This window comes from Trichocoleus sp. DQ-A1, assembly GCF_039961955.1.
In the GTDB taxonomy this organism is placed as follows: Bacteria; Cyanobacteriota; Cyanobacteriia; order Cyanobacteriales; family FACHB-T130; genus FACHB-T130.
On record NZ_JAMPKE010000052.1, the window covers coordinates 1 to 25,500 of the forward strand.

General features: G+C 46.8%; 25 protein-coding genes and 1 pseudogene. 17 read left to right on the plus strand and 9 right to left on the minus strand.

Features of this window, described 5'->3' with window-relative positions; all coding sequences use genetic code 11:
- The 5 genes and pseudogenes from NDI33_RS26490 to ureC all read left to right on the plus strand — a co-directional run.
- Positions 1–106 (plus strand): annotated as a pseudogene (locus NDI33_RS26490) (IS1 family transposase); the annotation flags it as partial.
- Positions 107–242: 136 nt separating this feature from the next.
- Positions 243–548: an urease subunit beta gene (locus NDI33_RS26495; RefSeq protein WP_190676824.1), complete on the plus strand. Its 306-nt coding sequence runs from the start codon at positions 243–245 to the stop codon at positions 546–548.
- A gap of 20 nt (positions 549–568) precedes the next feature.
- Positions 569–1,033, plus strand: coding sequence for a cupin domain-containing protein (locus NDI33_RS26500; RefSeq protein WP_190676827.1), 465 nt, complete (start codon positions 569–571; stop codon positions 1,031–1,033).
- A 12-nt stretch (positions 1,034–1,045) separates the two neighbouring features.
- On the plus strand, positions 1,046–1,582 hold the full coding sequence (locus tag NDI33_RS26505; RefSeq protein ID WP_190676852.1) for a DUF1349 domain-containing protein: 537 nt from the start codon (positions 1,046–1,048) through the stop codon (positions 1,580–1,582).
- A gap of 98 nt (positions 1,583–1,680) precedes the next feature.
- On the plus strand, positions 1,681–3,405 hold the full coding sequence (gene ureC, locus NDI33_RS26510; protein ID WP_190676829.1) for an urease subunit alpha: 1,725 nt from the start codon (positions 1,681–1,683) through the stop codon (positions 3,403–3,405).
- 59 nt (positions 3,406–3,464) lie between these two features.
- Here ureC and NDI33_RS26515 read toward each other — a convergent pair whose 3' ends face one another.
- Entirely contained in the window at positions 3,465–3,899 is a 435-nt protein-coding gene (locus NDI33_RS26515) for a hypothetical protein (protein ID WP_190426776.1), read from the minus strand.
- A gap of 606 nt (positions 3,900–4,505) precedes the next feature.
- Between NDI33_RS26515 and NDI33_RS26520 the strand changes: the two genes are divergently transcribed.
- On the plus strand, positions 4,506–5,645 hold the full coding sequence (locus tag NDI33_RS26520) for a hybrid sensor histidine kinase/response regulator (RefSeq protein WP_190676831.1): 1,140 nt from the start codon (positions 4,506–4,508) through the stop codon (positions 5,643–5,645).
- A 78-nt stretch (positions 5,646–5,723) separates the two neighbouring features.
- Positions 5,724–7,100 (plus strand): aldehyde dehydrogenase, encoded by a 1,377-nt coding sequence (locus tag NDI33_RS26525; RefSeq protein WP_190676833.1) that lies wholly within the window; start codon positions 5,724–5,726, stop codon positions 7,098–7,100.
- A 112-nt stretch (positions 7,101–7,212) separates the two neighbouring features.
- Here the strand turns inward: NDI33_RS26525 and NDI33_RS26530 are convergent, their stop codons facing one another.
- The 3 genes from NDI33_RS26530 to NDI33_RS26540 all read right to left on the minus strand — a co-directional run bounded on the left by NDI33_RS26530 (position 7,213) and on the right by NDI33_RS26540 (position 9,175).
- Positions 7,213–7,806 carry a sulfite oxidase-like oxidoreductase gene (locus tag NDI33_RS26530; protein WP_190440199.1) on the minus strand — a complete coding sequence of 198 codons (594 nt, stop codon included), beginning with the start codon at positions 7,804–7,806 and terminating at the stop codon, positions 7,213–7,215.
- Between the two features lie 124 nt (positions 7,807–7,930).
- Entirely contained in the window at positions 7,931–8,104 is a 174-nt protein-coding gene (rpmF, locus tag NDI33_RS26535) for a 50S ribosomal protein L32 (RefSeq protein ID WP_190410231.1), read from the minus strand.
- 165 nt (positions 8,105–8,269) lie between these two features.
- On the minus strand, positions 8,270–9,175 hold the full coding sequence (locus NDI33_RS26540) for a hypothetical protein (RefSeq protein ID WP_348245684.1): 906 nt from the start codon (positions 9,173–9,175) through the stop codon (positions 8,270–8,272).
- Positions 9,176–9,432: 257 nt separating this feature from the next.
- On the opposite strand from NDI33_RS26540, the gene NDI33_RS26545 reads away from it, so the two are divergent.
- Positions 9,433–9,921: a DUF2808 domain-containing protein gene (locus NDI33_RS26545; RefSeq protein WP_242028907.1), complete on the plus strand. Its 489-nt coding sequence runs from the start codon at positions 9,433–9,435 to the stop codon at positions 9,919–9,921.
- A gap of 166 nt (positions 9,922–10,087) precedes the next feature.
- Positions 10,088–11,644: a DUF1565 domain-containing protein gene (locus tag NDI33_RS26550; RefSeq protein WP_190676837.1), complete on the plus strand. Its 1,557-nt coding sequence runs from the start codon at positions 10,088–10,090 to the stop codon at positions 11,642–11,644.
- A gap of 82 nt (positions 11,645–11,726) precedes the next feature.
- Here the strand turns inward: NDI33_RS26550 and NDI33_RS26555 are convergent, their stop codons facing one another.
- Positions 11,727–13,358, minus strand: a complete 1,632-nt coding sequence (locus tag NDI33_RS26555; protein WP_190676839.1) for a chemotaxis protein CheB — start codon at positions 13,356–13,358, stop codon at positions 11,727–11,729.
- A gap of 568 nt (positions 13,359–13,926) precedes the next feature.
- Here NDI33_RS26555 and NDI33_RS26560 point away from each other — a divergent pair.
- A complete protein-coding gene (locus tag NDI33_RS26560) occupies positions 13,927–15,108 on the plus strand; it encodes a GNAT family N-acetyltransferase (RefSeq protein ID WP_190676841.1) in 1,182 nt (393 codons plus the stop codon).
- Positions 15,109–15,218: 110 nt separating this feature from the next.
- Positions 15,219–15,602 (plus strand): DUF4346 domain-containing protein, encoded by a 384-nt coding sequence (locus NDI33_RS26565; RefSeq protein WP_190676843.1) that lies wholly within the window; start codon positions 15,219–15,221, stop codon positions 15,600–15,602.
- Here NDI33_RS26565 and NDI33_RS26570 read toward each other — a convergent pair.
- Complete coding sequence (locus NDI33_RS26570) at positions 15,599–16,324, minus strand: TPM domain-containing protein (protein ID WP_190410238.1); 726 nt, start codon at positions 16,322–16,324, stop codon at positions 15,599–15,601. The genes NDI33_RS26565 and NDI33_RS26570 overlap by 4 nt on opposite strands.
- Positions 16,325–16,500: 176 nt before the next feature.
- Here NDI33_RS26570 and NDI33_RS26575 point away from each other — a divergent pair, with 176 nt between their 5' ends.
- Together NDI33_RS26575 and NDI33_RS26580 are read left to right on the plus strand one after the other, a co-directional pair.
- Positions 16,501–16,740 carry a hypothetical protein gene (locus NDI33_RS26575; protein WP_190410239.1) on the plus strand — a complete coding sequence of 80 codons (240 nt, stop codon included), beginning with the start codon at positions 16,501–16,503 and terminating at the stop codon, positions 16,738–16,740.
- Between the two features lie 399 nt (positions 16,741–17,139).
- Complete coding sequence (locus NDI33_RS26580) at positions 17,140–18,129, plus strand: pentapeptide repeat-containing protein (protein ID WP_190524250.1); 990 nt, start codon at positions 17,140–17,142, stop codon at positions 18,127–18,129.
- 289 nt (positions 18,130–18,418) lie between these two features.
- Here the strand turns inward: NDI33_RS26580 and NDI33_RS26585 are convergent, their stop codons facing one another.
- Both NDI33_RS26585 and NDI33_RS26590 read right to left on the minus strand, forming a co-directional pair.
- Positions 18,419–18,748: a DUF3140 domain-containing protein gene (locus NDI33_RS26585; RefSeq protein WP_190535939.1), complete on the minus strand. Its 330-nt coding sequence runs from the start codon at positions 18,746–18,748 to the stop codon at positions 18,419–18,421.
- A gap of 9 nt (positions 18,749–18,757) precedes the next feature.
- Entirely contained in the window at positions 18,758–18,970 is a 213-nt protein-coding gene (locus NDI33_RS26590) for a DUF2945 domain-containing protein (RefSeq protein WP_190410242.1), read from the minus strand.
- 776 nt (positions 18,971–19,746) lie between these two features.
- On the opposite strand from NDI33_RS26590, the gene NDI33_RS26595 reads away from it, so the two are divergent.
- From NDI33_RS26595 to NDI33_RS26610, 4 genes are all read left to right on the plus strand, one after another.
- The gene (locus NDI33_RS26595) at positions 19,747–21,204 is read left to right on the plus strand and encodes a heme peroxidase family protein (RefSeq protein ID WP_190676845.1); all 1,458 of its coding nucleotides are present in this window, start codon (positions 19,747–19,749) and stop codon (positions 21,202–21,204) included.
- Between the two features lie 364 nt (positions 21,205–21,568).
- Positions 21,569–23,026, plus strand: a complete 1,458-nt coding sequence (locus NDI33_RS26600; protein ID WP_190676846.1) for a sensor histidine kinase — start codon at positions 21,569–21,571, stop codon at positions 23,024–23,026.
- A complete protein-coding gene (locus NDI33_RS26605) occupies positions 23,019–23,465 on the plus strand; it encodes a response regulator (RefSeq protein ID WP_190410245.1) in 447 nt (148 codons plus the stop codon). Before NDI33_RS26600 ends, NDI33_RS26605 begins: the two co-directional genes overlap by 8 nt.
- An 8-nt stretch (positions 23,466–23,473) precedes the next feature.
- On the plus strand, positions 23,474–25,021 hold the full coding sequence (locus NDI33_RS26610; protein ID WP_190676848.1) for an ATP-binding protein: 1,548 nt from the start codon (positions 23,474–23,476) through the stop codon (positions 25,019–25,021).
- 106 nt (positions 25,022–25,127) lie between these two features.
- Here the strand turns inward: NDI33_RS26610 and NDI33_RS26615 are convergent.
- On the minus strand, positions 25,128–25,500 hold a 373-nt coding region (locus NDI33_RS26615; protein WP_190676849.1), incomplete at its 5' end, for a HAMP domain-containing sensor histidine kinase.

A 25,500-nucleotide genomic window follows, 5' to 3' on the forward strand; every position in this document is an offset into this window, starting at 1 on the left:
GTCTCGGTTGGTGCGAAAAACCTTGTCTTTCTCCAAATCGTTGGAGAATCACATTGGGGCAATCTGGTACTTTATCCACTACTACAACGCATCATTACGTGTTTAGCACTACCAAATAAGGTAACTATGAGCAATTTACGGAGCGAATTATACTCAGCCTTTTACGATACCGATCCGGTTCCTATTGTTAAATTTATACAATAGTTAGCCGTTTTTATAAAAAACTAAAAGAGGAAGTTGAAATGATTCCTGGGGAAATGCTTGTACAAGCAGGGGAAATAGAACTGAATGCGGGTCGCCCTAGTATAGAACTACAAGTAGCAAATACAGGCGATCGCCCGATTCAAGTTGGTTCTCATTTCCACTTCTATGAGGTGAACGAATCTTTAGATTTTGATAGAGAACAAGCAAAGGGAATGCGCCTGAATATTCCAGCAGGCACGGCGGTACGCTTTGAACCTGGAGATGAAAAAGAAGTAGAATTAGTGCCATTTGTTGGTAGCCGTCAAGTATATGGCTTCAATGGCAAGATAAATGGTTCGCTATAGCGATCAATGAGGATAATTAAATGACTTTACCGATACAAGAAATTGTACTAGCGCCTGGAGAAGGCAGGCACCTTACTATTGGTAACAGCGAAGCTACATTTAAAGCAGTTGGTGCCGATACTCACGGAAACTTAGGGCTGTTTGAGTTTAGCCTAGAACCAGATGGGACGGGGGCGCAACCACATATCCATCGTCAGATGGAGGAGATGTTTTATGTCCTAGAAGGAGAAGTGGAAATCCTCGTCGGGGATAGAACAGTACAAGGACAACCAGGGGCATTTGTACTTGTCCCTCGCGGTACACCTCACGGGTTCGCTAACCGCAGCACAAAGCCAGCAAAGCTGTTAATAATGTTTTGTCCGGGAGGGGAACGCGAAAAGTATTTTGAGGGACTGGCTGAACTGATGAAAGACGGGCAAAAACCAGATCGGGAAGCTTTGCTTGAGTTAATGCGGAGATTCGACCAGGAACCAGTAGAAATTTAGAAAAAAATGGCGATGGAATGGTATAACGAACCGCCGATTTGGAACGTCCAAGGCAATGCAATTACTATCACATCCGCTGGAAAAACTGATTTTTGGCGAGAGACTCACTACGGCTTCATTCGAGATAACGGTCACTTTTTTTATCAGCAAGCGAACAGAGACTTCATGGTTGAGGTGAAAGTTAGCGGTGAGTATCGAGATTTGTACGATCAAGCCGGATTGATGCTGCGCTTAGATGAGGCGAATTGGTTAAAGTGTGGCATTGAATTTGTCGAGGGTGTACAACAAGTCAGCGCTGTGGTAACAAGAGATTACTCAGATTGGTCTGTTGTCCCGCTGCCAGATAACCCGGCTTCTCTTTGGATGCGCGTACATCGACGTGGCACTGCTGTAGAGGTGCAATACTCTCTGGATGGCACCCAGTACACGATGCTACGCCTTGGTTATCTCACGCCAGTTGAGACGGTGAATGTAGGGATAATGTGTGCTTCTCCAGAGGGAAATGGCTTCTCAATGAAATTTGAGGGATTCAAAATTAATCGCTTGTAACCCAAAAAACGCCAAGAATAGCCCAAAACTTTGCGTACCTTTGCGCTTCCCTTTGCGTACCTTTGCGTTAAAAATATACCACTCTAGAGGAGTCAAGGATGAGTTACAGAATGGATCGCCGCGCTTACGCCGAAACCTATGGCCCGACAGTCGGCGATCGCGTTCGTCTTGCTGACACCGAATTATTCATTGAAGTGGAACAAGATTTCACGACCTACGGCGATGAAGTGAAATTCGGTGGTGGCAAAGTCATCCGGGATGGCATGGGACAATCTCCCATTTCTAATGCCGACGGTGCCGTCGATCTAGTGATTACCAACGCCTTAATCCTCGATTGGTGGGGGATTGTCAAAGCCGATATTGGCATTAAAGATGGCAATATTTTTAAAATTGGTAAAGCTGGAAATCCCTACATTCAAGACAACGTAGATATTATTATTGGCCCTGGAACCGAGGTCGTTGCCGGAGAAGGAATGATTCTCACTGCTGGCGGAATTGACAGCCACATTCACTTTATTTGTCCGCAGCAGATTGAAGTCGCGATCGCATCCGGCATCACCACCATGATCGGCGGTGGTACTGGCCCTGCTACGGGTACAAATGCGACCACTTGCACTCCTGGCCCGTGGAATATGTACCGGATGCTGCAAGCCGCTGACGCCTTCCCGGTAAATCTAGGCTTCTTGGGGAAAGGGAATAGCAGCCAACCTCAAGGACTAATCGAACAAGTCTTAGCCGGGGCGATAGGTTTAAAACTGCACGAAGACTGGGGCACCACACCCGCGACGATTGATACTTGCTTGAACGTTGCGGATAATTATGATGTGCAGGTAGCCATTCATACCGATACCTTGAACGAAGCCGGTTTTGTAGAAACCACCATCGCCGCCTTTAAGAATCGCGTTATTCACACTTACCACACCGAGGGAGCCGGTGGAGGTCACGCGCCGGACATTATCAAAGTATGCGGCGAAGCGAACGTCCTGCCCTCTTCCACCAACCCGACGCGCCCTTATACCGTCAATACCCTAGACGAACACCTGGATATGCTAATGGTGTGTCATCACCTCGACCCCAGCATTCCCGAAGATGTCGCCTTTGCCGAGTCGCGGATTCGCCGAGAAACAATTGCCGCTGAAGATATCCTGCACGATTTGGGTGCATTCAGCATGATTTCCTCTGATTCTCAGGCGATGGGGCGGGTAGGCGAGGTAATCATTCGCACCTGGCAAACGGCACACAAAATGAAAGTGCAGCGGGGAAACCTTTCCCCATTGCTAACAGGAGAGGGGCAAGAGAGGGCAGATAATTTCCGGGCAAAGCGCTATGTTGCAAAATATACAATCAATCCAGCCATTACCCACGGGATTTCGCAGTATGTTGGTTCGGTAGAAGTGGGGAAATTGGCGGATTTGTGCCTCTGGCGTCCGGCATTTTTTGGCGTCAAGCCAGAGATAGTCATCAAAGGGGGTGCGATCGCTTACGCTCAAATGGGCGATGCCAACGCCAGTATCCCCACACCGCAACCCGTGCATATGCGCCCAATGTTCGGCAGTTTTGGAGGCGCGATCGCTGCCACTTCTCTAACTTTTATTTCCCAAGCGGCACTCGAACAAGAGATTCCCAGCCAGCTTAAGCTACAAAAGCCAGCCGTTGCCGTCAGCGGTACGCGGCAGCTCAGTAAGCGAGACATGAAATTAAACGATGCCCTGCCTCACATGGAAGTAAATCCGGAAACCTACGAAGTGCGAGCCGATGGGGAATTGCTGACTTGCGAACCGGCAACCGTTCTCCCATTAGCACAACGCTACTTTTTATTCTGATTAAATTGGTAGTAGAGAAGCGATTAACTTGCTAGAGATGCAACTAATCGCTTCTCTACTTATCTATTTTTCAAAACTAATACCCCTTCCGGATTCACCTCGTATTGTGCCCCCACATAACCAGTGCGGTCATACAGAATTTGGTGAATGTGTTGGTCTAGTTTTGCTTCATCAGAAATTTGAGGTCGATAATATTCTTTGATTTGCTCCTCGATGCCCATCACCTCAAGACGGTCGTGAAGTGCTGCGGGTTCTCCTGCTAAATAAGCATTTCGTGCCGCATCATCGCTCAAGAAGCTCATCAAGATTGGCAACGGAACTCCGCCAATCGTCATCCTGCCACTGCTCAGTAGTAGCACCCCTAGAAAGATAGATAAAAGTATAGAAAAGTAGATGCCCGCGATCAGTTTTACAGGAACTTTAGGCGAAGGACGATAATCAGGGCGTTGTTGTTTGCGAATGGTTCGACTAGATTCAGGTGCTAAGCGACCCATACTTTCCAACTTTGAATCTGCTCTTCATTGATGACTGAAATTGGGGGGGTCGGTCAATCTATCCTGAGGCGTAAAAATTTAAAGAGAGGGAAATAACGCAGTCAACATAAAACGCAGACCGCCAAGTAGCAGAGAGTTTAAAGCGATCGCTTCCACGTCCATCCTGTAGATAAAGCTGTCTCATTACCAACCACTCAAATTTCTATCTTGAGCGCGATCGCCCAAAAGACCTCTTTTACCTATCCATCCGCACGAGGAAATTGACTTCGCTACTGCCTATCTTTCCCGTTTTGCTTAATTTATAGATGTAAATAAACAGATATCTGCGATTTTTTATTTCCGGCAATGAGCAGCCAGATGTATCAGATGACAGAAAAGTATGACCGTCATCCTAAAGGTTTATAATTAATTTTCTGTTGCTAAGGTCATTTGGCTAGTCCAGACACTGGATAGAAGCCAAAGAAGCAAAGATTCGGTAAAGATCCCCAACAATACTTCTGTAGAATGAGGCAAAATGATACCTTAGGCGTAAAGAATGTTACGTGATGCACGATTAATTTACAAAAATTAATTTCAATAAACTTGAGTTGTTAACCTATCGCTTCCATGAAGAATCATTCGAGTCTCAATCAACCTTCTAAAACTGACCGCATTCTCGTTGTGGATGATTCTCCCGATAACTTGTTTTTGGTTCAAACCATTTTAGAAGAAGAGGGATATCAAATTACCTTGGCGGAAAATGGTCGTTCTGCCTTAAACGAGATTGAACAATCTCCACCAGACTTGGTTTTGTTGGATGTGATGATGCCGGGGATGGATGGATATGAAGTCACGAGGCGAGTCCGTGATAATAGTAAGTTGCCATTTATCCCGATTTTACTGATCACAGCCCACGATCACGCCAGCGTGGTAGAGGGATTAGATACCGGAGCAGATGATTTTATTCGCAAGCCAGTGCAAGTTGACGAATTGCTGGCGCGGGTGCGATCGCTTCTGCGGCTGAAGCATAGTGTGGACGAACGCGATCAAATTGCCCGTCAGCGAGAAGATTTCGTTTCCTGGCTCACCCACGACTTGCGGACGCCAATCGTCGCCGCAGAGCGGATGCTGGCTTTATTTAGACAAGGAGCCTTAGGAGAACTCTCACCAGGAATGCAAGAAGCGATCGCTACAATGGATCGCAGCAACCGCAACTTGCTAGCGATGGTGAATACTTTATTAGAAGTCTATCGCTATGAAGCCGGTCGTAAAACCCTGAGCTTCTCACCAATTGACCTGCGGAAACTACTTCAGGAAGTAGTTCAAGAACTTTCTCCCTTAGCAGAGGAAAAGAATCTCACCCTGAAGCTGGATTTAGGGGACAGCGCCGACAATCATCCGCTTGATTTCAAAGTAGTCGGCGATCGCATGGAAATCCATCGGGTTCTAACGAACTTAATCGGAAATGCTATCAAATTTACAGATAACGGTTCAGTTGCTGTCCATGCGTCGGTAGGCTCCCATACAAGTAACTCCGCGAATCCTGCCATCGTTATTGACGTTAACGACACAGGTCCTGGTATCACCCTAGAAGACCAGAAAGTTTTATTTGAGCGATTTCGCCAAGGGAACCACAAGCGTTCTGGCAGCGGTTTAGGGCTGCATCTATCGCGTAGAATTGTGGAAGCTCATCAAGGTGAAATAGAAGTCAAATCCGAGTTGGGTAAAGGTAGTTTATTTAGAGTTCGCTTGCCTGCTCAAATATGAAATTTTACTGTTGGATTTTAGATTTTGGATTTTAAAGGGTATAGAGTCTAAAATTTAAAATCCAACATTGGAGAAAAAATGCTAGTACCACAAAAAGTTAGTAACATCGTATTTCAGCAACGAAAGTTTTTTGCAACTGGAAAAACTAAAGACATATCATTTAGAATTCAACATTTAAAAATTTTAAAGCAAGCGATTTTAGAAAATGAAGCCGCTATCTTTAAGGCTCTGCAAACCGACTTAAATAAACCAGTATTTGAAGCTGCTTTATCAGAAATAGGAGTTTGCTTAGAGGAAATTAATTATGCTTTAAAAAATATTAATATCTGGACAAAGCCTAAAAAGATAAAGGCACCAATTACCCAATTTATAGCCTCCGCTCAGGTTTATTCTGAGCCGTTGGGTGTAGTTCTAATCGTGGGAGCTTGGAACTATCCCTTGCAGCTACTAATTTCGCCTCTCGTGGGTGCGATCGCAGCCGGTAACTGTGCGATTCTAAAACCGTCAGAACTCGCTACAAATACATCGCATCTATTAGCTGAGATTATCCCTAAATACTTTAATCCAGAAGTAGTGGCTGTTGTAGAAGGCGGTATCGAAACCAGCCAGCAGCTACTGGAAGAAAAGTTTGACTATATCTTTTTTACAGGCGGCAGCGAAGTTGGAAAAATTGTTATGGCCGCAGCAGCCAAACATCTGACGCCCGTTACCCTAGAATTGGGCGGCAAAAGTCCTTGTATTGTAGATGCCGATACTCATCTGGAATACACTGCCAAAAGGATTGTTTGGGGTAAATTCATGAATGCAGGTCAAACTTGTATTGCCCCAGATTATCTTTTAGTAGATAAAAGAATTAAAAGAGATTTGCTCGCACAAATCAAAAATTGTATTCACGATTTTTATGGGGATGAACCGGAAAAAAGCCCTGATTATGGCAGAATTATTAATCAAAAACACTTTAACCGTCTTTGTAAATATCTAGATGGGGATGTTTTGATTGGTGGAGAGACTAATCCATCTGAGCGATACATTGCTCCTACCGTCATCGATCGCGTGGGCTGGGAAGATCCAGTCATGCAAGAAGAAATCTTTGGTCCAATTCTGCCAGTCCTAGAATATACAGAGTTGAACGAAGCGATCGCGCTTGTCAACGCCAAGCCGAAACCCTTAGCCCTCTACTTCTTCTCGAAAGACAAACAAAAGCAACAAACCGTCTTGCAACAAACCTCTTCAGGGGGTGTTTGCATCAATGACACCGTTATGCAAGTTGGCGTCCTAGATTTACCCTTCGGTGGCGTTGGAGAGAGCGGCATCGGTCGTTATCACGGCAAGGCAAGTTTTGAGACATTCTCCCATCAAAAAAGCGTACTCCACAAATCTTTTCTCGTTGATATGAAGTTGAGATACGCTCCCTATAAGGACAAGCTCAAAATCCTGAAGTGGCTAATGAAATAATTAGTAATGAGAAAAAAGTTTTAAATTGTAGAGGCGCGATTTATTGCGTCTGAGTTTTGAATTAAAGAATTCTTTTATAACTCAAAACTCAAAACTCTCTTTTCCTACTCCCTTAATAGCTATATCGCTCTTCTGCCCACGGTTCTCCCCGCCGGTGGTAGCCATTGCGCTCCCAAAAACCCGATTCCTCTTGCGGGAGAAATTCTAAGCCGTTAATCCATTTGGCGCTTTTCCAGGCATAAAGGTGAGGGACAACTAGCCGCATCGGTCCGCCATGTTCCGCCGGTAGCGGTTCCCCAAATAGAGTGTGAGCAAAAAAATTTTCTTCTCGCAGAAAGTCTTCTAAAGGAATATTCGTGGTGTAGTCGCCGTAACAGTGTTCCATAACATGAACAGCTTTCGGGTCAACTTCCACCAGCTTCATAAAGTCTGTCACCTTAACGCCAGTCCACTGCACGTCGAGTTTAGACCAGCGGGTGACGCAATGGAAATCGGCAGTAAAGTTATGTTGGGGCAGAGCCATAAAATCTGCCAAGCTGAAAGTCTTTTCGGTTGCCAAACCCCAGACGCGAAATTGCCAGTTGTCAGTATCGATCTGCGGAGTGTTGCCGTAGGTCAGCACCGGGAAGCCTTTCGTCAGATATTGACCGGGAGGAACCCGTTCGCTCTGCTCCGATTCTGGTTTTTTGAAAAATTTTCCTAGCATGAGTCTAGTAGAGATGGCGTTTTGTGTACTCTAATTCTTAATATGCACTTATATCCAAAAAAATAGCGCCCAAAGGCGCTCGGAAATTCTAGGAGGCTGAGACGAAAAGCAACCTCTAGGATAATTATTCTTCTTCGGCTTCTTCTTCCTGGGTTGGATACACAAACTTAGAACGCCCAGTCAGAATCGATTTGCCCAAAGACAGAGCTTTCTGAGCTTGAATTGTCGCCTTGTGCTTCCAGGTGGCTTTGCGCTTATCGCGCTTGGATTTTGATGTTTTCTTCTTAGGAACCGCCATGATCGTAACTCCAGCAATCGTTTACAGCCTTCCTATTCTAAGAGATCCCTTGACCAGTTCAATCTAGTCGGGCGAATTTCTCGACTGTCTCACCCTTGTTCGTTCCCGATGAGGCACTGAGCAGAGAGGTGTGCGCGGTGGTTCACACGCTGATTTGGGCGGTTTTTATCGCCCCTGTCCGGTGGTTCCCGTTCCAGTGGTTGGCGTAGTGGGATTTGGAATGTTCTCTGTTGGATTGGGAATGTTTTCTGTTGGATTGGGAATCGTTTCCGTGGGATTTACATTACCGCCAGGAAATGCTGGTGAAGAGGGAATCGTTGGCGAGGTGGGAGCAGTTGGTGCATTTGGTGCAGTTGGGGCTGCGGTTCCGGGTGCCTGGTTCTGAGGAGTACCGGGGGCTGCGGGAGCGGCTGTTCCCGGTGTCTGGTTCTGAGGAGTCCCTGTAGGCGCTCCAGGCGCGACATCCCTAATGTTACCGGGCACTGCGGTTGGTGGGGGAGTTGTAGCAGGTGCCCCCTGTGCTGGTGCTGGGGGGGGTTCGGCAGTAGCGGGGACGGGCTGATCGGAAGGCGTCACGTCATCGACAAAACCGAGTAAAGACTTGGTATTGGGGAAGTAGGTTGCCCAGCGGGGGGTATCGGGGCGGCTTCTCCAGGCTCCGCGAGTTACTTTTAAAGAAAGAATCGGCGCGATCGCTCCCTGATTTTGCCCCAGAATCATTACGGCAACATCAGTCACTAAGATGTCGCGATCAAAGCTGCGCTGCGCCGCCGCCCTAGCCACTACCTCGGCTCTGCGGACAAAACCTTCGTAAGTTTCTGCTGGCTGACGAACCAAGGCAACTTCAGAGCGAGCAGTGTAAGCTTGGGCAATCTGCGGTATAAAAGCAGCCGTTGCCAGCCAAGTTGCTCCCCCACAACCGAGCAATGTCACTAAACTAATGGGTGCAATTCGCTTAGCTGCAAAAGACTTCATCAAATTAGCAGTCCTCTGACTCCACCCTCTCCCTTGAAACTCGATTGCTGATAAAACCTTCAAACCATCAGAACCCGATTCGTGCATAGTTGCCACCCGGTTTTTGCCCCGCCCTAGAATCACCGATTTTAGCCTTCCTACTTTAAAGATAATGCCCAACAAAAATGTAGTTCATCTACATCATGGCTGAGAATTACCTCCCACTGTAGAGGGATTTTGCCATAGATCACGACAAAATTAAATTCAAAATAGTTCCGAGTAAATGAATCTTTTCTTGTCTTTGGTACTTGGCTATGCGTTCTTTTTTAGTTTTCAGCTCAACCCTAGCGGTAATAGCTAGCATGTGGGGAGTCTTGAGTCCTTCATCTAGGGCGATTCAGCTAGCAGATGGAACTGTTTCCTTTGAAAAACCGCCTCGCTTAATAGATGCTACGACTACCTTTGACCGGATTAATGTCTGGGGAGCTACCTATTATTTCACCGTCAGTCTGCCAGAAAATGCTGGTGAACCGCTTGGGCAAGTGACGATTACCCAAAACGAGGGATTAGAGATAATTCGATTTAAACTTAACGACAGCGAAGCATTTGTAGGGAAGCCTGGAAACAAAGGCGAAAAGTTAGGGCTGGGAAAAGTCATAAGAGATAGTCAGACAAACACCATTTCAGTCATGTTTGATCCTCCCGTACCTCCAGGTAAAACCGTTACGATTGGTCTCAATCCGGTACGTAACCCCTTCAGTAGCGGCGTATATCTGTTCCGAATCAAAGCTTTCCCAGCCGGAGAGAAAGCTTACGGTTTAGATTTGGGAGTAGGACGCCTGCACTTCTATTCGCCCTTTTAAAAGCTTGTCTTTCTCTTAACCATCATTGCCGAATTTTCCGGATAGGCTCTTATAGGGGATGTAGCCGTCTGAATTGCTTGCATAAAACAAGTAAATTTGCAAGCGATCGCTACTCTGGTTGCAGATTTTTGTTACCACACCCCAATTACTCTGTTTCAATATCACTATGGCTCAAACTTTTTTTATCAATCCAGCGACCGGAAATGATAGCGCTGCTGGCAGCCAGTCAGCGCCGTTCAAGACAATTACCAAAGCTCTCCAGCAAGCACAATCCGATACGACAATTCAACTAACAGCTGGGAACTACAATGCAGCCAGCGGTGAAGTCTTTCCCCTCAAGGTGCCGGCTGGGGTCAAGGTTGTGGGGAATGAAGCCAATAAAGGCAGTGGCATCTTGATTGAAGGAAGTGGAACCTACAGTAGCCCCAACTCTTCTGGCGGTCAAAATGTGACGGTCACTTTAGCCAATAATGCTCAACTCCGGGGCGTAACTGCGACCAATCTGTCTACACGCGGAACGGCAGTCTGGATAGAATCGAACGGCTCCACGGTTGCCAATTGCACCTTCACGAATAGCAAGCGCGAGGGAGTCTTTGTGACGGGTGATGGCAACCCGGTCATCACCAATAATGTATTTACTAAAAATCTGGGCAATGGCATCTCGCTAGCAGGAAATGCCAAAGGCGAGATTCGAGGCAATACCTGCCAAAATACGGGTTATGGCATGAGCATTGCCGATAGTGCCTCTCCATTGGTGGTAGATAACCAAATTTCTGGTAACCGATCTGGGATTGTCATCTCTGGAAATGCACGTCCCAAGCTGCGGAATAATCTGAGTGAACGAAACTCTGATGATGGTGTGACGGTGATTGGAAATGCCTTACCGGATCTGGGCAGTGCCACCGAAGCAGGAAAAAATATCCTGCGCTACAACACTAAATTTGATTTACAAAATAGCAGCTCAAACCAGCTGGTTGTGGCGGGAAATCAAATGAATCCCGACAAAGTAAAGGGAAGCGTAAACTTGCTCGACAATCAGCTTCCTCCTACTGATACGGCTGGCGGTGGCGGTGGTAGTGGCGGTGGTAGTGGCGGTGGCAGTGGCGGTGGTGGTGGCAGTGGTGGTGGCGGTGGCTCTCCAGTCCTTGAGCTAACCGATATTAAAGGTCATTGGGCTGAGACTTTTATTCAAGAATTAGTGAAGCAAGAGATTATCAGCGGTTTTCCTGACAAAACCTTCAGACCCGATGCCAGTCTGACGCGAGCGCAATATGCTGCCTTATTGACCAAAGCCTTTACCCCACCTGCCAAACGAGAAGCGATCGCTTTCAAAGATGTGGCAAACAGTTTCTGGGGTTACGCTGCGATTCAACAAGCCTATCGCGGTGAATTTCTCTCTGGGTTCCCCGATAAAACCTTCAAACCGAACGACAATGTCCAGCGCGTCCAAGTGATTGTCTCCTTGGTGAATGGACTAAAGTTAACCGGGGGCGCTCTCACCGCGTTAAACTTCTTCGATGACCGCACGGGCATTCCTGACTATGCCAAGGACGAGGTCGCAACAGCCGCCCAAAAGCAGCTGGTTGTCAATCATCCAACGCTCAAAAAACTTAACCCCACCCGCGATGCAACGCGGGCGGAAGTAGCGGCAATCGTTTATCAAGCCTTGGTGAATGCTAACCGAGTCTCAGCTATCAACTCACCCTATATCGTGACGGCTTGATCGAGGCTGGAACTGCTTCACCTTGATTAAATGTTTCGACCGCCTTTAGGGGCGAACAGTTGTTCGCCTCTACTTCTCAAATCTACACTGGAGAAACCACGAGATTTACGAGGGTAGACCCGATCTCGTGGAGGGGGAGAACGAAATCTACACTTCCCGTCTCAATGGCGGCGCGAGGCATCTCAAAAAATTCCGATGTACTTTCATCTTGGGCGATCGCTAATCCACCCATCTTATGAATTGCCTGCACCCCGGTTGCACCATCGCTGCCTATTCCAGAGAGAATAACCGCGATCGCCCGTTCTTTAAAACTCGCCGCCAGTGACTGCAATAGCAAGTCAGCAGAGGGGCGTGCAAAGTCCACGAGTACCGCCCCAGACAGGCAAAAAGTCCCCTCCGGGGTGACGAGTAGATGCTGATTTGGAGGAGCCACGTAGACCATCCCCGGTTTTAATAGCTCTCCTTCTTGTGCCTGCTTGAGTGGCAAGGTCGTAGGGCGATTTAAAGCGTCGGTTATCAAACTGGAGGCAGACTGAATGTCGGGTTTTTGCACCACAATAATCGCTGCCGGAAAGTCCGGGGGGAAGGCAGGCAGGATGTGGCTTAAGGCTCTCAGCCCCCCCTCAGATGCCGCTAGCACCACTACTTTGAAAGGGGAGTCCGGATTTCCATTTCCGTCTGCACTCTCGCCTGATTCCTCACTCTCGGCTAGCCGTACTGTCGCAGGCAATTGACCTTGGAAAAGCCCCTGCCGGATGAAATCAGAGCGTTGTTCCGCTTCTTTAGCTTTTGCTTCATAACGCTGTGCTGACAAGGTTTTGTTGCGATCGCGCGAATACTTCGCCATCTTATACATCAGCTCCGCACGCTCTTCTAGAGAACGGATTGCGGCCCACAGCGCCTCCTCCTGAGCCTGAGACTGCCCCGCTACCAGAGTCTCTGCTGAATAAGCGTGCCCCACGCGACAGCGGTACTGGAGCAATCCTCTCTCATTCAGTTGGAACAAACTCCCGCCACAATCTGGACAAGTAAAGCTTGAGTGGGTTCCAGGCTTTCCCCGTTCCCGTAAAGCGGCTCCATCCACTTCCACAATATCGGTATCCGTATCAAATTCGCTTTCGCTAGACACAGTGCTGGCTCCTTCCTCTGCCACAGTTTCATGGGCTAGACGCACTAAAGCAGGGGCGATTGACGACAGCGGCAGGATAAAATCAACATCTGCGTGTTCGATGGCGCTCTTTGGCATCCCTGAGAAAAAAGCGTCCGTTGGGTCTTGAACGACTGCCACGCCCCCTTGCCGCTTTAAATCGATCAGTCCCGCCGTGCCATCGTCGAGGGTACCCGACAATACCACCCCGACTACCCGGCGTTTGTACGCTCTCGCTGCGGTGCGAAACAGGGGATCGACTGCCGGACGAGCGTTGTTTTCTTTTGGCCCCTGTACCAAGCGGATATATCCGCGCTTCACCAGCAGGTGATAATCTGGCGGTGCTACATAGATTCGCCCATACTCAATCTTCTCATTGTTTTTAGCATGGTCTGCGTGCAAGGAACCATTCAAAAGCTGCGGCAGAATACTCTTACCCCACGCTGGAAAGTGAACGACGACGAAAATCGCAGCCGGAAGATCCGACGGCAAATCAGCGACCAATTGAGTCAAGGCTTCTACCCCCCCGGCGGAAGCTCCAATAACGATAATGTCGTGACCAGGCATTTGCCTCTCCTGATGGAACACTGCGGAAAAATCCATCCGATTGATGGAATGGGGTGAAAACTCTGCTCAATTAGTGATGATTGTACCTACGGCAGTTTTAGCTGAATTTCTACAAGGAAAATGTGCTTGGAGAGAAGCTCTATCCTTCTCTCGCCAAGCATCTTCTTGAGAGAACCACTATTTTCTGCCTTCCCTGTAAAGCTTGCAAGGCAGTGGAATTTTTAAAGCTTTGGCTTACTTATAACTAATGTAACTACTCGTGTTGCACCCATCTTCTAGCTGGGGAATGAGTTCACTATGAACTTCATAAGTGACCATAAATACAAAAAGCCTTGATGATTTACAGCACTAGAAGCTTGGTACTAGCGGCTGCTTTTTATTAAATTGCGTCTTGAAGCAGCCAGCAGACGTTGCTGCGGATTCAAAATAAATAATTTATAAGTTTTTGCACAAGCGATCGCTTTCTCTTTGCTTTCTCTTTGATGAGATCGGGAAAGTTCCATTACCCTAGAAGAGGCTTTCTCATCCAGTCTGAGTCGCAACCAACGCTCTACCCCCAATTTCTTAAATGGTGGAACAACTGAAACCCCGCTATTCTGTTGCTTGGATTAATAAAATCGCTGAAGTGCCCCAAGCCGAGTGGGACGCGATCGCTCTGCCGTTGAAAACGCCTTTCCTAGAATGGGATTGGCTCAACAATATGGAAACTTCTGGTAGCGTCGGCGCTAAAACGGGTTGGCTACCCACTCACCTAACGATATGGCGAGACAGGCAGCTAATTGGGGCTGCACCGCTTTATCTGAAAGGACATAGTTATGGTGAATTTGTATTTGACCATCAGTGGGCAGATTTAGCCCAACGCTTAGGGGTGCAATACTATCCAAAATTGCTGGGAATGTCTCCGATGACCCCAGCGGAAGGCTATCGCTTCTTAATTGCCCCTGGCGAAGATGAGGATGAGCTAACCGAGCTAATGGTGGAGGCGATTGACCATTTTTGTCAAAAAAATCGGATTAGTGGCTGTCATTTCCTCTATGTAGACCCCGAATGGCGACCAGTTCTGGAACGACACGGTTTTACGCCGTGGCTGCACCATAGTTTCATTTGGCAAAACACGGGCTTTAATACTTTTGATGATTACCTGGGCGCGTTTAACGCGAATCAGCGCCGCAACATCAAACGGGAACGCAAGGCGGTAGAAAAAGCCGGTTTGCAAATCAGAACCCTCACGGGTGATGAGATTCCGAAGCCACTATTTTCGTTAATGTATGACTTCTACGCCGATACGTGCGACAAGTTTGGCTGGTGGGGAAGTAAGTATTTAACTCGGCGATTTTTTGAACAGTTGTATCCCCAGTATCGTCATCGAGTGTTATTTGTTGCCGCCTACGACGAGGAGAATGACCTGCACCCCATCGGAATGTCTTTTTGCCTCACCAAGGGTGAGCAACTATATGGGCGTTATTGGGGTAGCTACCAGGACATTGACTGTCTGCATTTTAATGCCTGCTACTACGCACCAATTGAGTGGGCGATCGCGCATGGCATCCAAAGCTTCGACCCCGGTGCAGGTGGGCGTCATAAAAAACGTCGCGGTTTCCCAGCCACTTCCAACTACAGTATGCATCGATTCTATAATCCGCGTTTGGGTCAAGTTCTGCGGACTCACATCCATCAAATCAACGAAATGGAGCAACTGGAAATTGATGCAATTAACCAAGAGTTACCTTTTGCCCAGCGCGATGAATAAAACAACCTTAAGAGGCACGAAAGCTCTGGAGAAATAGAGGAACGAACTAAACTTGAGATAGGCTGTAAGCCTGTTTACAGTGTCGATTGTTTAGAAATCTCTTGATTTTTATGCCTCAAACTGCTCAAGATTTAGCTGCCATTGATGACCAGCTTTCCAAACGTTATATTCACCTCGATCCATCTGGATATTTCATCATTTACCTGGATCGGGAAGCGGGGCTAATTTGCGCTAAACATTTCACGAATATCATTAACGAACGCGGTTTAGCAGTCGATCCCGAAACTGGCAAACCCATCCCGGTGCGAGGCAAGGTAGAACGTACCCACACCGCTGTCTATAGTGGCAGAACAGCTAAAGAGCTTTGCATAAAAATTTTTGAGCAAACTCAGTCCGCCCCACTCACCATGCTGGATCATGCCGCTTATTTGGGGCGCGAATTTGTCAGGGCTGAGTTTGCTCTAATTAACGGGCAGGAGTACGTTCAAGACTAGCCGGAGAAGCCTTGATAGAAAAAGTAAGTCACCATTGGAATGACAGTGGCAGCGAGCAGTAAGCCAACCACCCAGATAGTCGCGTTGCCAGTGTCGGTTTCTTCTGCCTTTTTAAAGGTTCTTTCGACGTTAACCGTATCTTTGACTTCCGGCGGACCTGGGTCTGGCTCACCTGTTAGTACGGCAATTAAGCGATCGCCTGCATCCGAAAAAGCTTGATTGTATTTGTCGCCTTCCCGCAGTGGCACCAGCACGGTTTCTTCGGCAATGCTCTTGGCGATATCATCGCTCAAGATAGACTTTACCTTTTCACCTGTGCGAATCGCAGTGTTGTTCGTAACGCTATCAATCACCAGTAAAATTTGATTCGCTTGCGCTTCTGGCGTGGGAAACCATTTTTCAAACAACTGATTGGTAAAACTTTCCACTGTTTCGCCATAATCGAGGTGGCGGATGGTCACAAATCGGACTTGATTGCCTGTGTCGTTGGCTAATTTATCCAACTCGGTGTTAATTTGACCTTCGGTAAGGCGACTGAGAATTTCAGCTTTATCGAGAATCCAGTTGCGATCGCCTGCTGCTAAATTGGGAATTTGATAAACGCCTGTAGCATTTACTGGCGCTGCGATTAGCTGAGTAGCCAGAACCATCAGGGCAATGGCTACTATCAGGCGCGTCTGGAATTTTATTCGGCGAAAGACTTGAGTGAGGAATTGTCTCATTGGATGAAATGACAAAAATGACTTTTTTCAAAAAATACTACACAAACTCCCCGAAAACTCACTTTCGGTGAAGCGAACGTGTTAGTTTTTAAAAATAGCCTTTTTTCGGTTATATCGAAAGTGAGCGCGATAGGTTAGCAAAATAATCAATAAAATCGCTCTGGGTGGTATCAGCTATGAGTTCACCAGAAATTTACAGGGGTTGGCTAATTGAAGCACGACCAGTATTCTGCGTTCAGGTTTGGAGTGCTGGTGGAGAATGCCTGATTCCCGTCCATAATGCCAAAACCGAGGCAGAAGCACTGGAGTTGGCGAAGCGTTGGATCGACCTGCAAACAGCACCAGAAAATCCTCAGCCCAACTCGTTCGATCCATTTTCCAATGAGATTGACTACGACGATGATATTCCGTTTTGAGCGATCGCATCCTTTGAGTAATCTCATCGCACTGACGCGAGCCTAGAAATCAATTTCGACGAGAAGCTAAAGTAAGCTTTAGCTTACTGGTAAGCGGTTGAACCCGTTTCAACGGATGTTAGCTTTTAGCCTATTTAGTTCGGGGCTGTAGTCCGCGACTTGCTCTTGGCAATGGAAAGAGAGCGATCGCATCTAGAGTGGCAAAACTCGGTTCGCTTCAGTAAAGAGAATTGAGCCACTAACAATGCGATCGCATTGTCTTAATTTTTATGTAAAAAAATTCATAAAATTTAAACTACTTAAATCAAAAAATGACCCAAAAGTTAATGCATTTTTGGCGATATATTTGGGAACTCTAAAAATAGACAAGTTATCTGTAAGTGAATCTGGAGAAATCCTATGGATGCACAAGAACTGAAACAGCGCTATGAAGAAGGACAAAGAGATTTTAGCGGCGAAAATCTTATAGGGATAAACCTGGAAAGAGCCAATCTATCAGGGTCAGACTTTTCAGGAGCCTATCTATCAGCGGCAAACCTTAGTCGCGCAGTCCTAATCGGAGCAAACTTCAGTGGAGCCTGCCTGCATCGAGCCGATCTGAGTTTTGCCAAAGTCAACGAAGCACGATTCATCGAGACAGACTTGACAAAAGCCAACTTAAGAGGAGCTGTCCTCGTTAAGTCGGTGCTGGTCGGAGCAAAACTAAGTGGTGCAATCCTGACATCAGTAAATCTGCGTTTGTCAAACTTGCGCGGAGTTAACCTGTGCGGTTCGGACCTGCGGGGGATAAACTTGCGGTCGGCTAACTTGGTGGATGCTAACCTAAGTTGGGCAAATCTGAGTGGAGCCAGATTGAGCGGCGCATTGCTGCGAGGAACGATACTCAACGGCGTACACCTGAGAGGAGCTTACTTAAATGGCGTCGATCTCAATGGCATAGACTTGGATGGCGTCAACCTCAGCGAGACCAAACTGAATGGAGCTAATCTGAGTGGTGCCAACCTAGCAGCCACAAATCTGTCTGAAGCCCAAATGCGTGTAACGATTCTATCTAGAGCAAATTTGCACGCATCCAATCTAAATCACTCCTCACTTGCCAAAGCAGACTTATGTGAAGCCAACTTAAGTAAAGCAGACTTGAGTCAAGCCAATTTGAGTGAAGCTGACATGACGGGAGCAAACCTAAATATGGCAAGCTTGCGTGAAGCCAACCTAAGTGAAGCAAGTTTGCGGGGAGCCTATTTGTGGGGAGCTAACTTGAATGTCGCAGAAATGCGGGGAGCCGACTTGACTGGTGCTAGCCTACGGGGAGCCTACCTGGAAGACTCTGATTGGCAACAAGCAATCTTAACGGGTGCAATCCTCCCGGATGGCACAGTTCACGAATAAGTTATCTGGCGGGCATCCTGGGCGATACTTCTACCATTTGTATCTGTGGCTACAACATGAACTAAAGGGTAATTGGTAATTGTTTTCTCGTTACAGCTCATGAGCATTTATTTGTAGCAGGCATTTATAGAAAAAATGGTTTTAACACTCGAAGCGATACGCGCTAAGCGTATCGCTGCAATTCTATGTCGGTGCTGTTAGTTGTAGGTTCTCGTTTCCAGGCGTAAGAAACGAGAAATTTTTTTGGGAAATTGGAGAGAGTTTTTGCAATTTCTTGGTAAAACTACAGTCACTTGAGCGGATCGTGACCCCAATTCATCAGTGAGTAGCGCCAGCGCGTGTGTTCTATATCGCCTGACGGCTGCTGTGCGCTGTGGCGGTGGACGTAACTAATCACTTTCTTAATGTGCGATATGTCATCTTCGCTGTACTCATCCTTCTTCTTGTGCAACAGTTCGATGATACGCTTACCAGATTTGTGACCTGTTGATTCTTCCTCTCCATCCTTCTGCCCAACAGCTTTAGAATCTTCAGTTTTAAGCCAGGACTCAAGTTCCTGCGGAGTCATGTTAACAACGCTGTGAAACTCGTCGATGGCTGATTTCACATCATTATTCATAATTCAGCATTACTCCTCTTTCTTGAGGGATTCAGGCTTGTGAGCAGCTTCTTTCCCAGTTTTTTCGCTTTCAACTAGATATTCAGGATTATCTTTGGATGCGGCGACGTGGTGTCCTTTGATATCTGTGGGTGAAGTGAGCTTTTTCTTCACAGTGCCGCTGGTTTCACCTTGTGAAGTCTTCCATGTAACCTTGTCGCCTTTCTTCAATTGATCGCTCAAAGTTTGACTCCTGCTTAATATTTCTTTATCTACTAACTGTCACATTATGGTGGCTGATTTCCAGGGAGTAATCAGTCTGGTTGCAGATTAGCCGCCCGAAGTTTGCTACCACAAATATGCCTTTTGTAAGTGGTTGATTGCTAGGAAACTGATTACTTAATTGCAGAGTAAATTGCGCGATCGCAAGTGCGCCTAGATGCGAGTACAGCTCAATACATTAGTTCGTACTTAAATTTACCTGGTAGCGATCGCGCCCAATTGCTTGATTTTGCTAGCACAATATTAAAAAATTTTCAAGTCGCCCAATCGACTGACACTCAACTGAGTTACCAAAAATAAGCGACTGGCAAGAAACTTTCAGCAAAGGTTATATCTGTAAAGCAAAGAGATTTGGCTGGCAACCTGAAAATTAGTATCGGCTGAGATCAGTACCATCTTATTTTACGATTGCCGATTTAAATTGCCGAAATTAATTACTATCTAATCTTTCACAATCTGCAATTTTAAATCGTCTAACTAGATACCAGTTTCATAAATCCCCTTTTTTTAAATTACTGATAAGTAGGGTAAATTCCAAATTGATTTTGAGGAACCCGAATTTTGCGACCTCTTCCTAAATCGATAATCAGATCGTGATTTTTCAAAAAACTTAGGCGATTAGAAACACTGAAAATTCAATTTTGTGGAATCTGGACGCAAGAAAAACAGAAATTTCGATCGAGGTAGAGGTCAAAACCAGCGCCACATAAAACGGTAATCAACAAGGAGGAAACATAATGACTAGACACGGACAACTCTATCTAAGAGACCAAGTTCCACCCCGCTCCACTGCTTACGATCAAGGAAAGTTTGGTCGGCTATTCCCGTCCTTGCCTCCCTTTGCTAGTGACTCCAAATCAGTGCGCCAGAGGCTGATGGAGCTTGGGAAACCAGGCGGTTTGATGGATGCAGGAGACAATTTAAACTCAACAGACCCCGTACCTGGAAGTCCTAGCAACACCGATAACCCCAATATGACCGCAGGGTTCACTTTTTTGGGGCAGTTTCTAGATCATGATATGACCTTCGATTCCACCTCTAGCCTTGAGCGACAAAATGACCCGGAATCTATTGAAAATTTCCGAACGCCTTTCTTAGAGCTAGATAACGTTTATGGTTCGGGTCGTGCAGCCAGTCCTCACTTGTATGACAAAACAACGGGAGGCATCAAGTTCCTGATTGAGAAATTGGGTGGGGAAGGGTCGAAGGACGATCTCCCTCGAAATAGCCAAAATATGGCGCTCATCGGCGACCCAAGGAATGATGAGAACACGATTATTTCTCAGATGCAATTGGCATTTCTGAAATTCCACAATCATGTTGTGGATTACGTCATCGATAGTGGAATCAAAGATCCGAATGATGCATTCACCGAGGCACAGAAGCTAGTTCGCTGGCACTACCAGTGGATTATCGTGCATGAGTTCCTGCCCACAACCGTAGGACAGGATTTGGTGGATGACATTCTGAAAAAAGGTCGGCGGTTCTACAACTGGCGCAACCAGCCATTTATCCCAGTTGAGTTCTCGGTCGCTGCCTATCGCTTCGGTCACAGCCAAGTCAGACCGGGATACATCGCCAATCATGGCACTCAGGATATGCCAGAGTTTAGGGCACCAATTTTCAATTTCAGTTTAGACCCTAATCTTTGTGACCCGGATGACCTGCGCGGTGGGAAACGCGCACCCCGACGATTTGTTGACTGGGATACCTTCTTTGATTTCAAAAACGGAAAAGTCAAGCCCAACAAAAAGATCGATCCTAAACTCTCAAGTGCATTATTCACGCTGCCTTTTCCAGCACCCGGTTTGCCAGGACAAGAAGAGCCAATCCGGTCGCTGGCGCAGCGCAATCTGCTGCGTCACCTCACCTTCAGCTTGCCGTCTGGTCAGGATGTAGCCAGAGCGATGGAAATCGAGCCTCTGAGTCCATCCGATCTGCGCGACCTCAAAGATTTGGGATTCGACAAGCGAACACCCTTGTGGTTCTATATTTTGAAGGAAGCGGAGCTGAGAGCGCAAGGCAAGACACTGGGGCCTGTCGGCGGACGCATTGTTGCGGAGGTGTTCATCGGTCTGCTACAAGGCGATCGCAAATCCTATCTTCGGCAAGACCCCAAGTGGAAGCCAGTTTTAGGGCAAAAGCACGACTTCAAGATGGTTGACTTGTTAAAGTTTGCGGGACTTGCTCCATAAGGAACGACTGAGTGCGGAACGGCTAATTTTTGGGTACGCGATCGCGCTTGTGCGTGCTGCCAATCTCTCACAAGCTACGCACGCAAGCAAAATCTATTCTCCACTAAGAGATAAGCGGTTGGATGAAAATCTGCCCGCTTTTTTCTGTAGCAAGGTTTAGCGATTCGCGTCCGGCTTGTTCCCTAAGTGGGTGTTGTTCAAATGAATCTATCGACTGCTAGATTTTTTTTAGTTGTTTATAGTATTTCTAGGTCATCTTCATCTGCTCAAAGAGATTGAGCCTTCGTTGGGACGGAAACTCAGTCGCTCCCTATTCCCAGCGTTGCCAATTGCACTAGTCAATCGCTCGAAAGAAAAAACAGGCATGAAAGAACCATCAGAAAAAATGGTTAGCGGTGGATTTACTCTGGCGCTGCTTTTGTTGTTTGGCGTCGGTGTCACTTTCTCCTGGAGCGTCCAAAGGCTGTTGAATAACTCTAGATGGGTAGATCACACTTATCAAGTCCGGGAAGAGATCGAGCATACCCTTTCGGGAATCAACAGTGCCGAAAAAGCAAGGCGAGGCTACATCATCACGGGAAAAGACACTTACCTGATCAATTACCGGCAGGGCATTCAAGAAAGTAACCGGGGCTTCACAACCCTTCGGACATTAACGGCTGATAACCCTCTCCAACAGCAGAGGCTCGCTTTCCTCGAACCTCTGATTGCCGAAAAACTGAAGGGGCTGCAAGAATCCATTGAGCTGCGACAGCGGAATTTAGGAGAAGACAGGAACGCTCAAATTGCCTTTACAGATAGGAACTCAGCGATATACGAGAAAATTAAAGAGCTACTGGCTGCAATGCAAAAAGAAGAGCAAATGTTATTGCAGCGTCGCGCAGCGGCAACAAATAGAAGCGTTCGTTATACCATTCTGGTTGTTTGTATTGGCGGTTTGTTGAGTTTCAGCCTACTGATTGCGATTTACTTTCTGTTGCGAAAGCAAATTCGCGATCGCATCCTAGCAACCGAAAAACTTGCTCAGACAAACGCTGCTTTAGAAACTGAGATTGCGGAACGGTTAGAAGCAGAGCGGAAATTGGAGCAACTCACAACCAACTTGCAGCGCTCCAATCGAGAACTAGAGCAGTTTGCTTATGTAGCTTCCCATGATTTGCAAGAGCCATTACGGGCAGTGTCAGGTTATACCCAACTGTTAGTGCAGGAGTATCAAAACAGTCTGGATGAGTCTGCACAGGAATATATGGCTTATGTAATAGACGGTGCAACGCGGATGCAGCAGTTGATTCAAGACTTGCTCGCCTATTCCCGCGTCAGCACTCGAACTCAAGCGTTTGTCTCCATTGATGGGGAGAAGGTGTTGCTTCAGGCGATAAACAATTTGCAAGTCGCGATCGCAGAAAGTAACGCCACCATCACCCACGACCCTCTGCCCCAAGTAAACGGTGACAAAACCCAATGGCTCCAGTTATTTCAAAATTTAATCGCCAACGCCATTAAGTTCCGCCGTGAGGAACCGCCCCAAGTTCACATTACAGCGGAGTTAAAAGATCGGGAATGGCTTTTTTCGGTACGTGATAATGGAATTGGTATCAAGCCACAGTATCTCGATCGCATTTTTGAGATATTCAAGCGTCTTCATACCCGTCGAGAGTTTCCTGGTACTGGCATTGGTCTGGCTATGTGCAAAAAAATTGTCGAGCGTCACGGTGGAAGCATCTGGGCCGAATCGCAACCAGGAGTAGGAACGACATTTTACTTTACCATTCCCCTCACGCCTGACCCTTCACTCTTAGAAGCCACGAACTCGCATGAATAGCCGCTATACCTTCCGATCCGTGGAAATTTTGCTGATTGAAGACTCTCCCAGCGATGCGAATTTAACCATCCGAGAATTTAAAAAAGCTAAGATTGCTAACAACCTGCACTGGGTTGAATATGGCGAGGCGGGAATGGAATTTCTGCGACAGGAAGGTGAATATGCCAATGCTCCACGTCCAGACCTGATTTTACTCGATCTCAATTTACCAGGGATGGATGGGCGAGAAGTCCTCATGGAAGTCAAATCAGACCCCGATCTTAAACGTATCCCAGTTGTCGTTCTCACCACCTCAGCCGATGAAGAGGATGTACTTAAGTCTTATAACCTCAGTGCCAACTGCTACGTAACGAAGCCGGTTGATATGCAGCAATTTATTCGGATTGTGCAATTGATCAATGATTTCTGGCTGGCAGCAGTAAGACTCCCACTAGAGTAACCCCAGTTATGTACAAAACGCCGATTCAAGTCCTCCTAGTGGAAGATAGCCCCAGCGATGCCAACTTGCTACGCCAACTGTTCTCGCGCTCAAATCAGGAGGGATGGCAATTAGTACACGTTGAGCGGCTGGGCGACGCAATTGATGCTTGTAGCGCTGATTCCTGGGATGTTGCTTTATTGGATCTTTCTCTTCCTGACTCGGATGGATTGGACACAGTAGCACAATTCCGGATAGCTGCACCAGATATCCCCATTGTGGTGCTGACCGGGTTTGATGATGAGGAACTTGCCCTACAAGCGGTGGCAACAGGGGCACAGGATTATCTCGTCAAAAATCAAATTACAATGCAATTGCTAGTGCGGACGATCCGCTACGCCATTGAACGCGGACAAATTCTCAAGCAGCTGCACGAAAGCGAACGACGCTTCCGAGGGATTTTTGAACAGACATTTCAATTAATGGGGTTGTTGACACCAGAAGGAAAGATCCTGGAAGTTAACCAAACAGTTCTTAACTTCAGCGGTCTTCAATTAGAAGATTATGTTGGTCACTTGATCTGGCAGACAAAATGTTGGAGTTATTGCCAGGAAAGCCAGGATTGGTTGAAAAATGCGATCGCCTACGCCGCGAACGGTCATTTTGTCCGTCATGAGATCCAGGTACAGGGCGAATTGAATGTGATGCTGTGGATTGATTTTTCCTTAAAGCCCTTGACGGACGAAACGGGGAAAGTGGTGTTGCTGATTGTGGAAGGCAGAGATATTAGCGATCGCAAACTCGCAATGACAGAAATCCTCAAAGCCCTGGAACAGGAACGAGAACTCAACCAACTCAAATCAAACTTCGTTTCCATCGTTTCCCATGAGTTCCGCACTCCCATGACGACAATTCGGATGTCTGCGGAGTTACTTCGAGCCTACAATCAGAGCTTAACCGAACAGAAGAGAAATGAATACTTCGAGCGGATTGAAGGTGCCATCGGCAATATGCTCCACCTATTAGATGAGGTATTGATCTTGGGTCAAACTCAGGCAGGTGGACTTCAGTTTAAACCCGCACGACTCGATTTAGAAAAATTTTGCTGGGATCTCACAGCAACTTTACAAGCTTGTGCTACTAGACAGCACAACATTATCTTTACCTGTCAAGGGAAACGCCCCCAAGTTGAAATGGATGAAGTCTTGCTGCGGCATATCTTCACTAATTTACTTTCCAACGCGATTAAGTATTCGCCCCAAGGTGGCAATATCTACTTTGATTTAGTTTTCCAAAACGGAGAAGCTACTTTTCGCTTAAAAGATGAAGGAATTGGTATTCCTTTAAAAGATCAACAACGCCTGTTTGAAACCTTCCATCGCTGTAGCAATGTAGGACCAATTCAAGGAACCGGATTAGGTCTTTCTATTGCCAAAATGTGTGTAGATTTACATCGGGGAGAGATTCAAGTAGAAAGTGCAGTCGGTATTGGCACAACATTTATCGTCACGTTGCCATTCAATCAGCCGTCAGGACGGGTTCCTCCACAGGAACGCCATTTACATCACCAATCTTAAGAAATTTAAAAAATTTTGCTTGACATTTCGAGCCTCCAACCGAAGATAAATTGGTGACTAAAAAAGTTGAGCGTAGCGTCTCTTCCGCTTTCGGCTTCGTTTAAGCCTATGTGGTCTTCACAAGATGTACTGGAATTTCAATCGTAAACTCTGCACCCTGTCCGGGGAATGAATGACACGACAGTTGACCTTTATGCTTTTCTACTATAATCTCATAAGTCGTCAATAACCCTAACCCGCTGCCTTGACCTATAGGCTTTGTCGTAAAAAATGGGTCGAATAAACGCGATCGCATTTCTTCAGCAATGCCAATTCCATTGTCTTTAATTCGGATAACGATCGTTTCCCAAGCACTAAACTCTGTACGGTAGTGCCCAAGATGTAATGATGGAGAAGAAGAGTTTCTTTGTGATATTTTCCTCTTATGCCCGTCTGTCCCATTTGTGCATCTACTCAAACCGTCAAAAATGGTCGCATCC

Excerpts from the sequence above, each read along its gene's own strand:
- NDI33_RS26495 (WP_190676824.1), top strand. The coding sequence starts at position 243 with ATGATTCCTGGGGAAATGCTTGTACAAGCAGGGGAAATAGAACTGAAT.
- NDI33_RS26500 (WP_190676827.1), top strand. The coding sequence starts at position 569 with ATGACTTTACCGATACAAGAAATTGTACTAGCGCCTGGAGAAGGCAGG.
- NDI33_RS26505 (WP_190676852.1), top strand. The coding sequence starts at position 1,046 with ATGGAATGGTATAACGAACCGCCGATTTGGAACGTCCAAGGCAATGCA.
- ureC (WP_190676829.1), top strand. The coding sequence starts at position 1,681 with ATGAGTTACAGAATGGATCGCCGCGCTTACGCCGAAACCTATGGCCCG.
- NDI33_RS26515 (WP_190426776.1), bottom strand. The coding sequence starts at position 3,899 with ATGGGTCGCTTAGCACCTGAATCTAGTCGAACCATTCGCAAACAACAA.
- NDI33_RS26520 (WP_190676831.1), top strand. The coding sequence starts at position 4,506 with ATGAAGAATCATTCGAGTCTCAATCAACCTTCTAAAACTGACCGCATT.
- NDI33_RS26525 (WP_190676833.1), top strand. The coding sequence starts at position 5,724 with ATGCTAGTACCACAAAAAGTTAGTAACATCGTATTTCAGCAACGAAAG.
- NDI33_RS26530 (WP_190440199.1), bottom strand. The coding sequence starts at position 7,806 with ATGCTAGGAAAATTTTTCAAAAAACCAGAATCGGAGCAGAGCGAACGG.
- rpmF (WP_190410231.1), bottom strand. The coding sequence starts at position 8,104 with ATGGCGGTTCCTAAGAAGAAAACATCAAAATCCAAGCGCGATAAGCGC.
- NDI33_RS26550 (WP_190676837.1), top strand. The coding sequence starts at position 10,088 with ATGGCTCAAACTTTTTTTATCAATCCAGCGACCGGAAATGATAGCGCT.
- NDI33_RS26555 (WP_190676839.1), bottom strand. The coding sequence starts at position 13,358 with ATGCCTGGTCACGACATTATCGTTATTGGAGCTTCCGCCGGGGGGGTA.
- NDI33_RS26560 (WP_190676841.1), top strand. The coding sequence starts at position 13,927 with ATGGTGGAACAACTGAAACCCCGCTATTCTGTTGCTTGGATTAATAAA.
- NDI33_RS26565 (WP_190676843.1), top strand. The coding sequence starts at position 15,219 with ATGCCTCAAACTGCTCAAGATTTAGCTGCCATTGATGACCAGCTTTCC.
- NDI33_RS26570 (WP_190410238.1), bottom strand. The coding sequence starts at position 16,324 with ATGAGACAATTCCTCACTCAAGTCTTTCGCCGAATAAAATTCCAGACG.
- NDI33_RS26575 (WP_190410239.1), top strand. The coding sequence starts at position 16,501 with ATGAGTTCACCAGAAATTTACAGGGGTTGGCTAATTGAAGCACGACCA.
- NDI33_RS26580 (WP_190524250.1), top strand. The coding sequence starts at position 17,140 with ATGGATGCACAAGAACTGAAACAGCGCTATGAAGAAGGACAAAGAGAT.
- NDI33_RS26585 (WP_190535939.1), bottom strand. The coding sequence starts at position 18,748 with ATGAATAATGATGTGAAATCAGCCATCGACGAGTTTCACAGCGTTGTT.
- NDI33_RS26595 (WP_190676845.1), top strand. The coding sequence starts at position 19,747 with ATGACTAGACACGGACAACTCTATCTAAGAGACCAAGTTCCACCCCGC.
- NDI33_RS26600 (WP_190676846.1), top strand. The coding sequence starts at position 21,569 with ATGAAAGAACCATCAGAAAAAATGGTTAGCGGTGGATTTACTCTGGCG.
- NDI33_RS26605 (WP_190410245.1), top strand. The coding sequence starts at position 23,019 with ATGAATAGCCGCTATACCTTCCGATCCGTGGAAATTTTGCTGATTGAA.
- NDI33_RS26610 (WP_190676848.1), top strand. The coding sequence starts at position 23,474 with ATGTACAAAACGCCGATTCAAGTCCTCCTAGTGGAAGATAGCCCCAGC.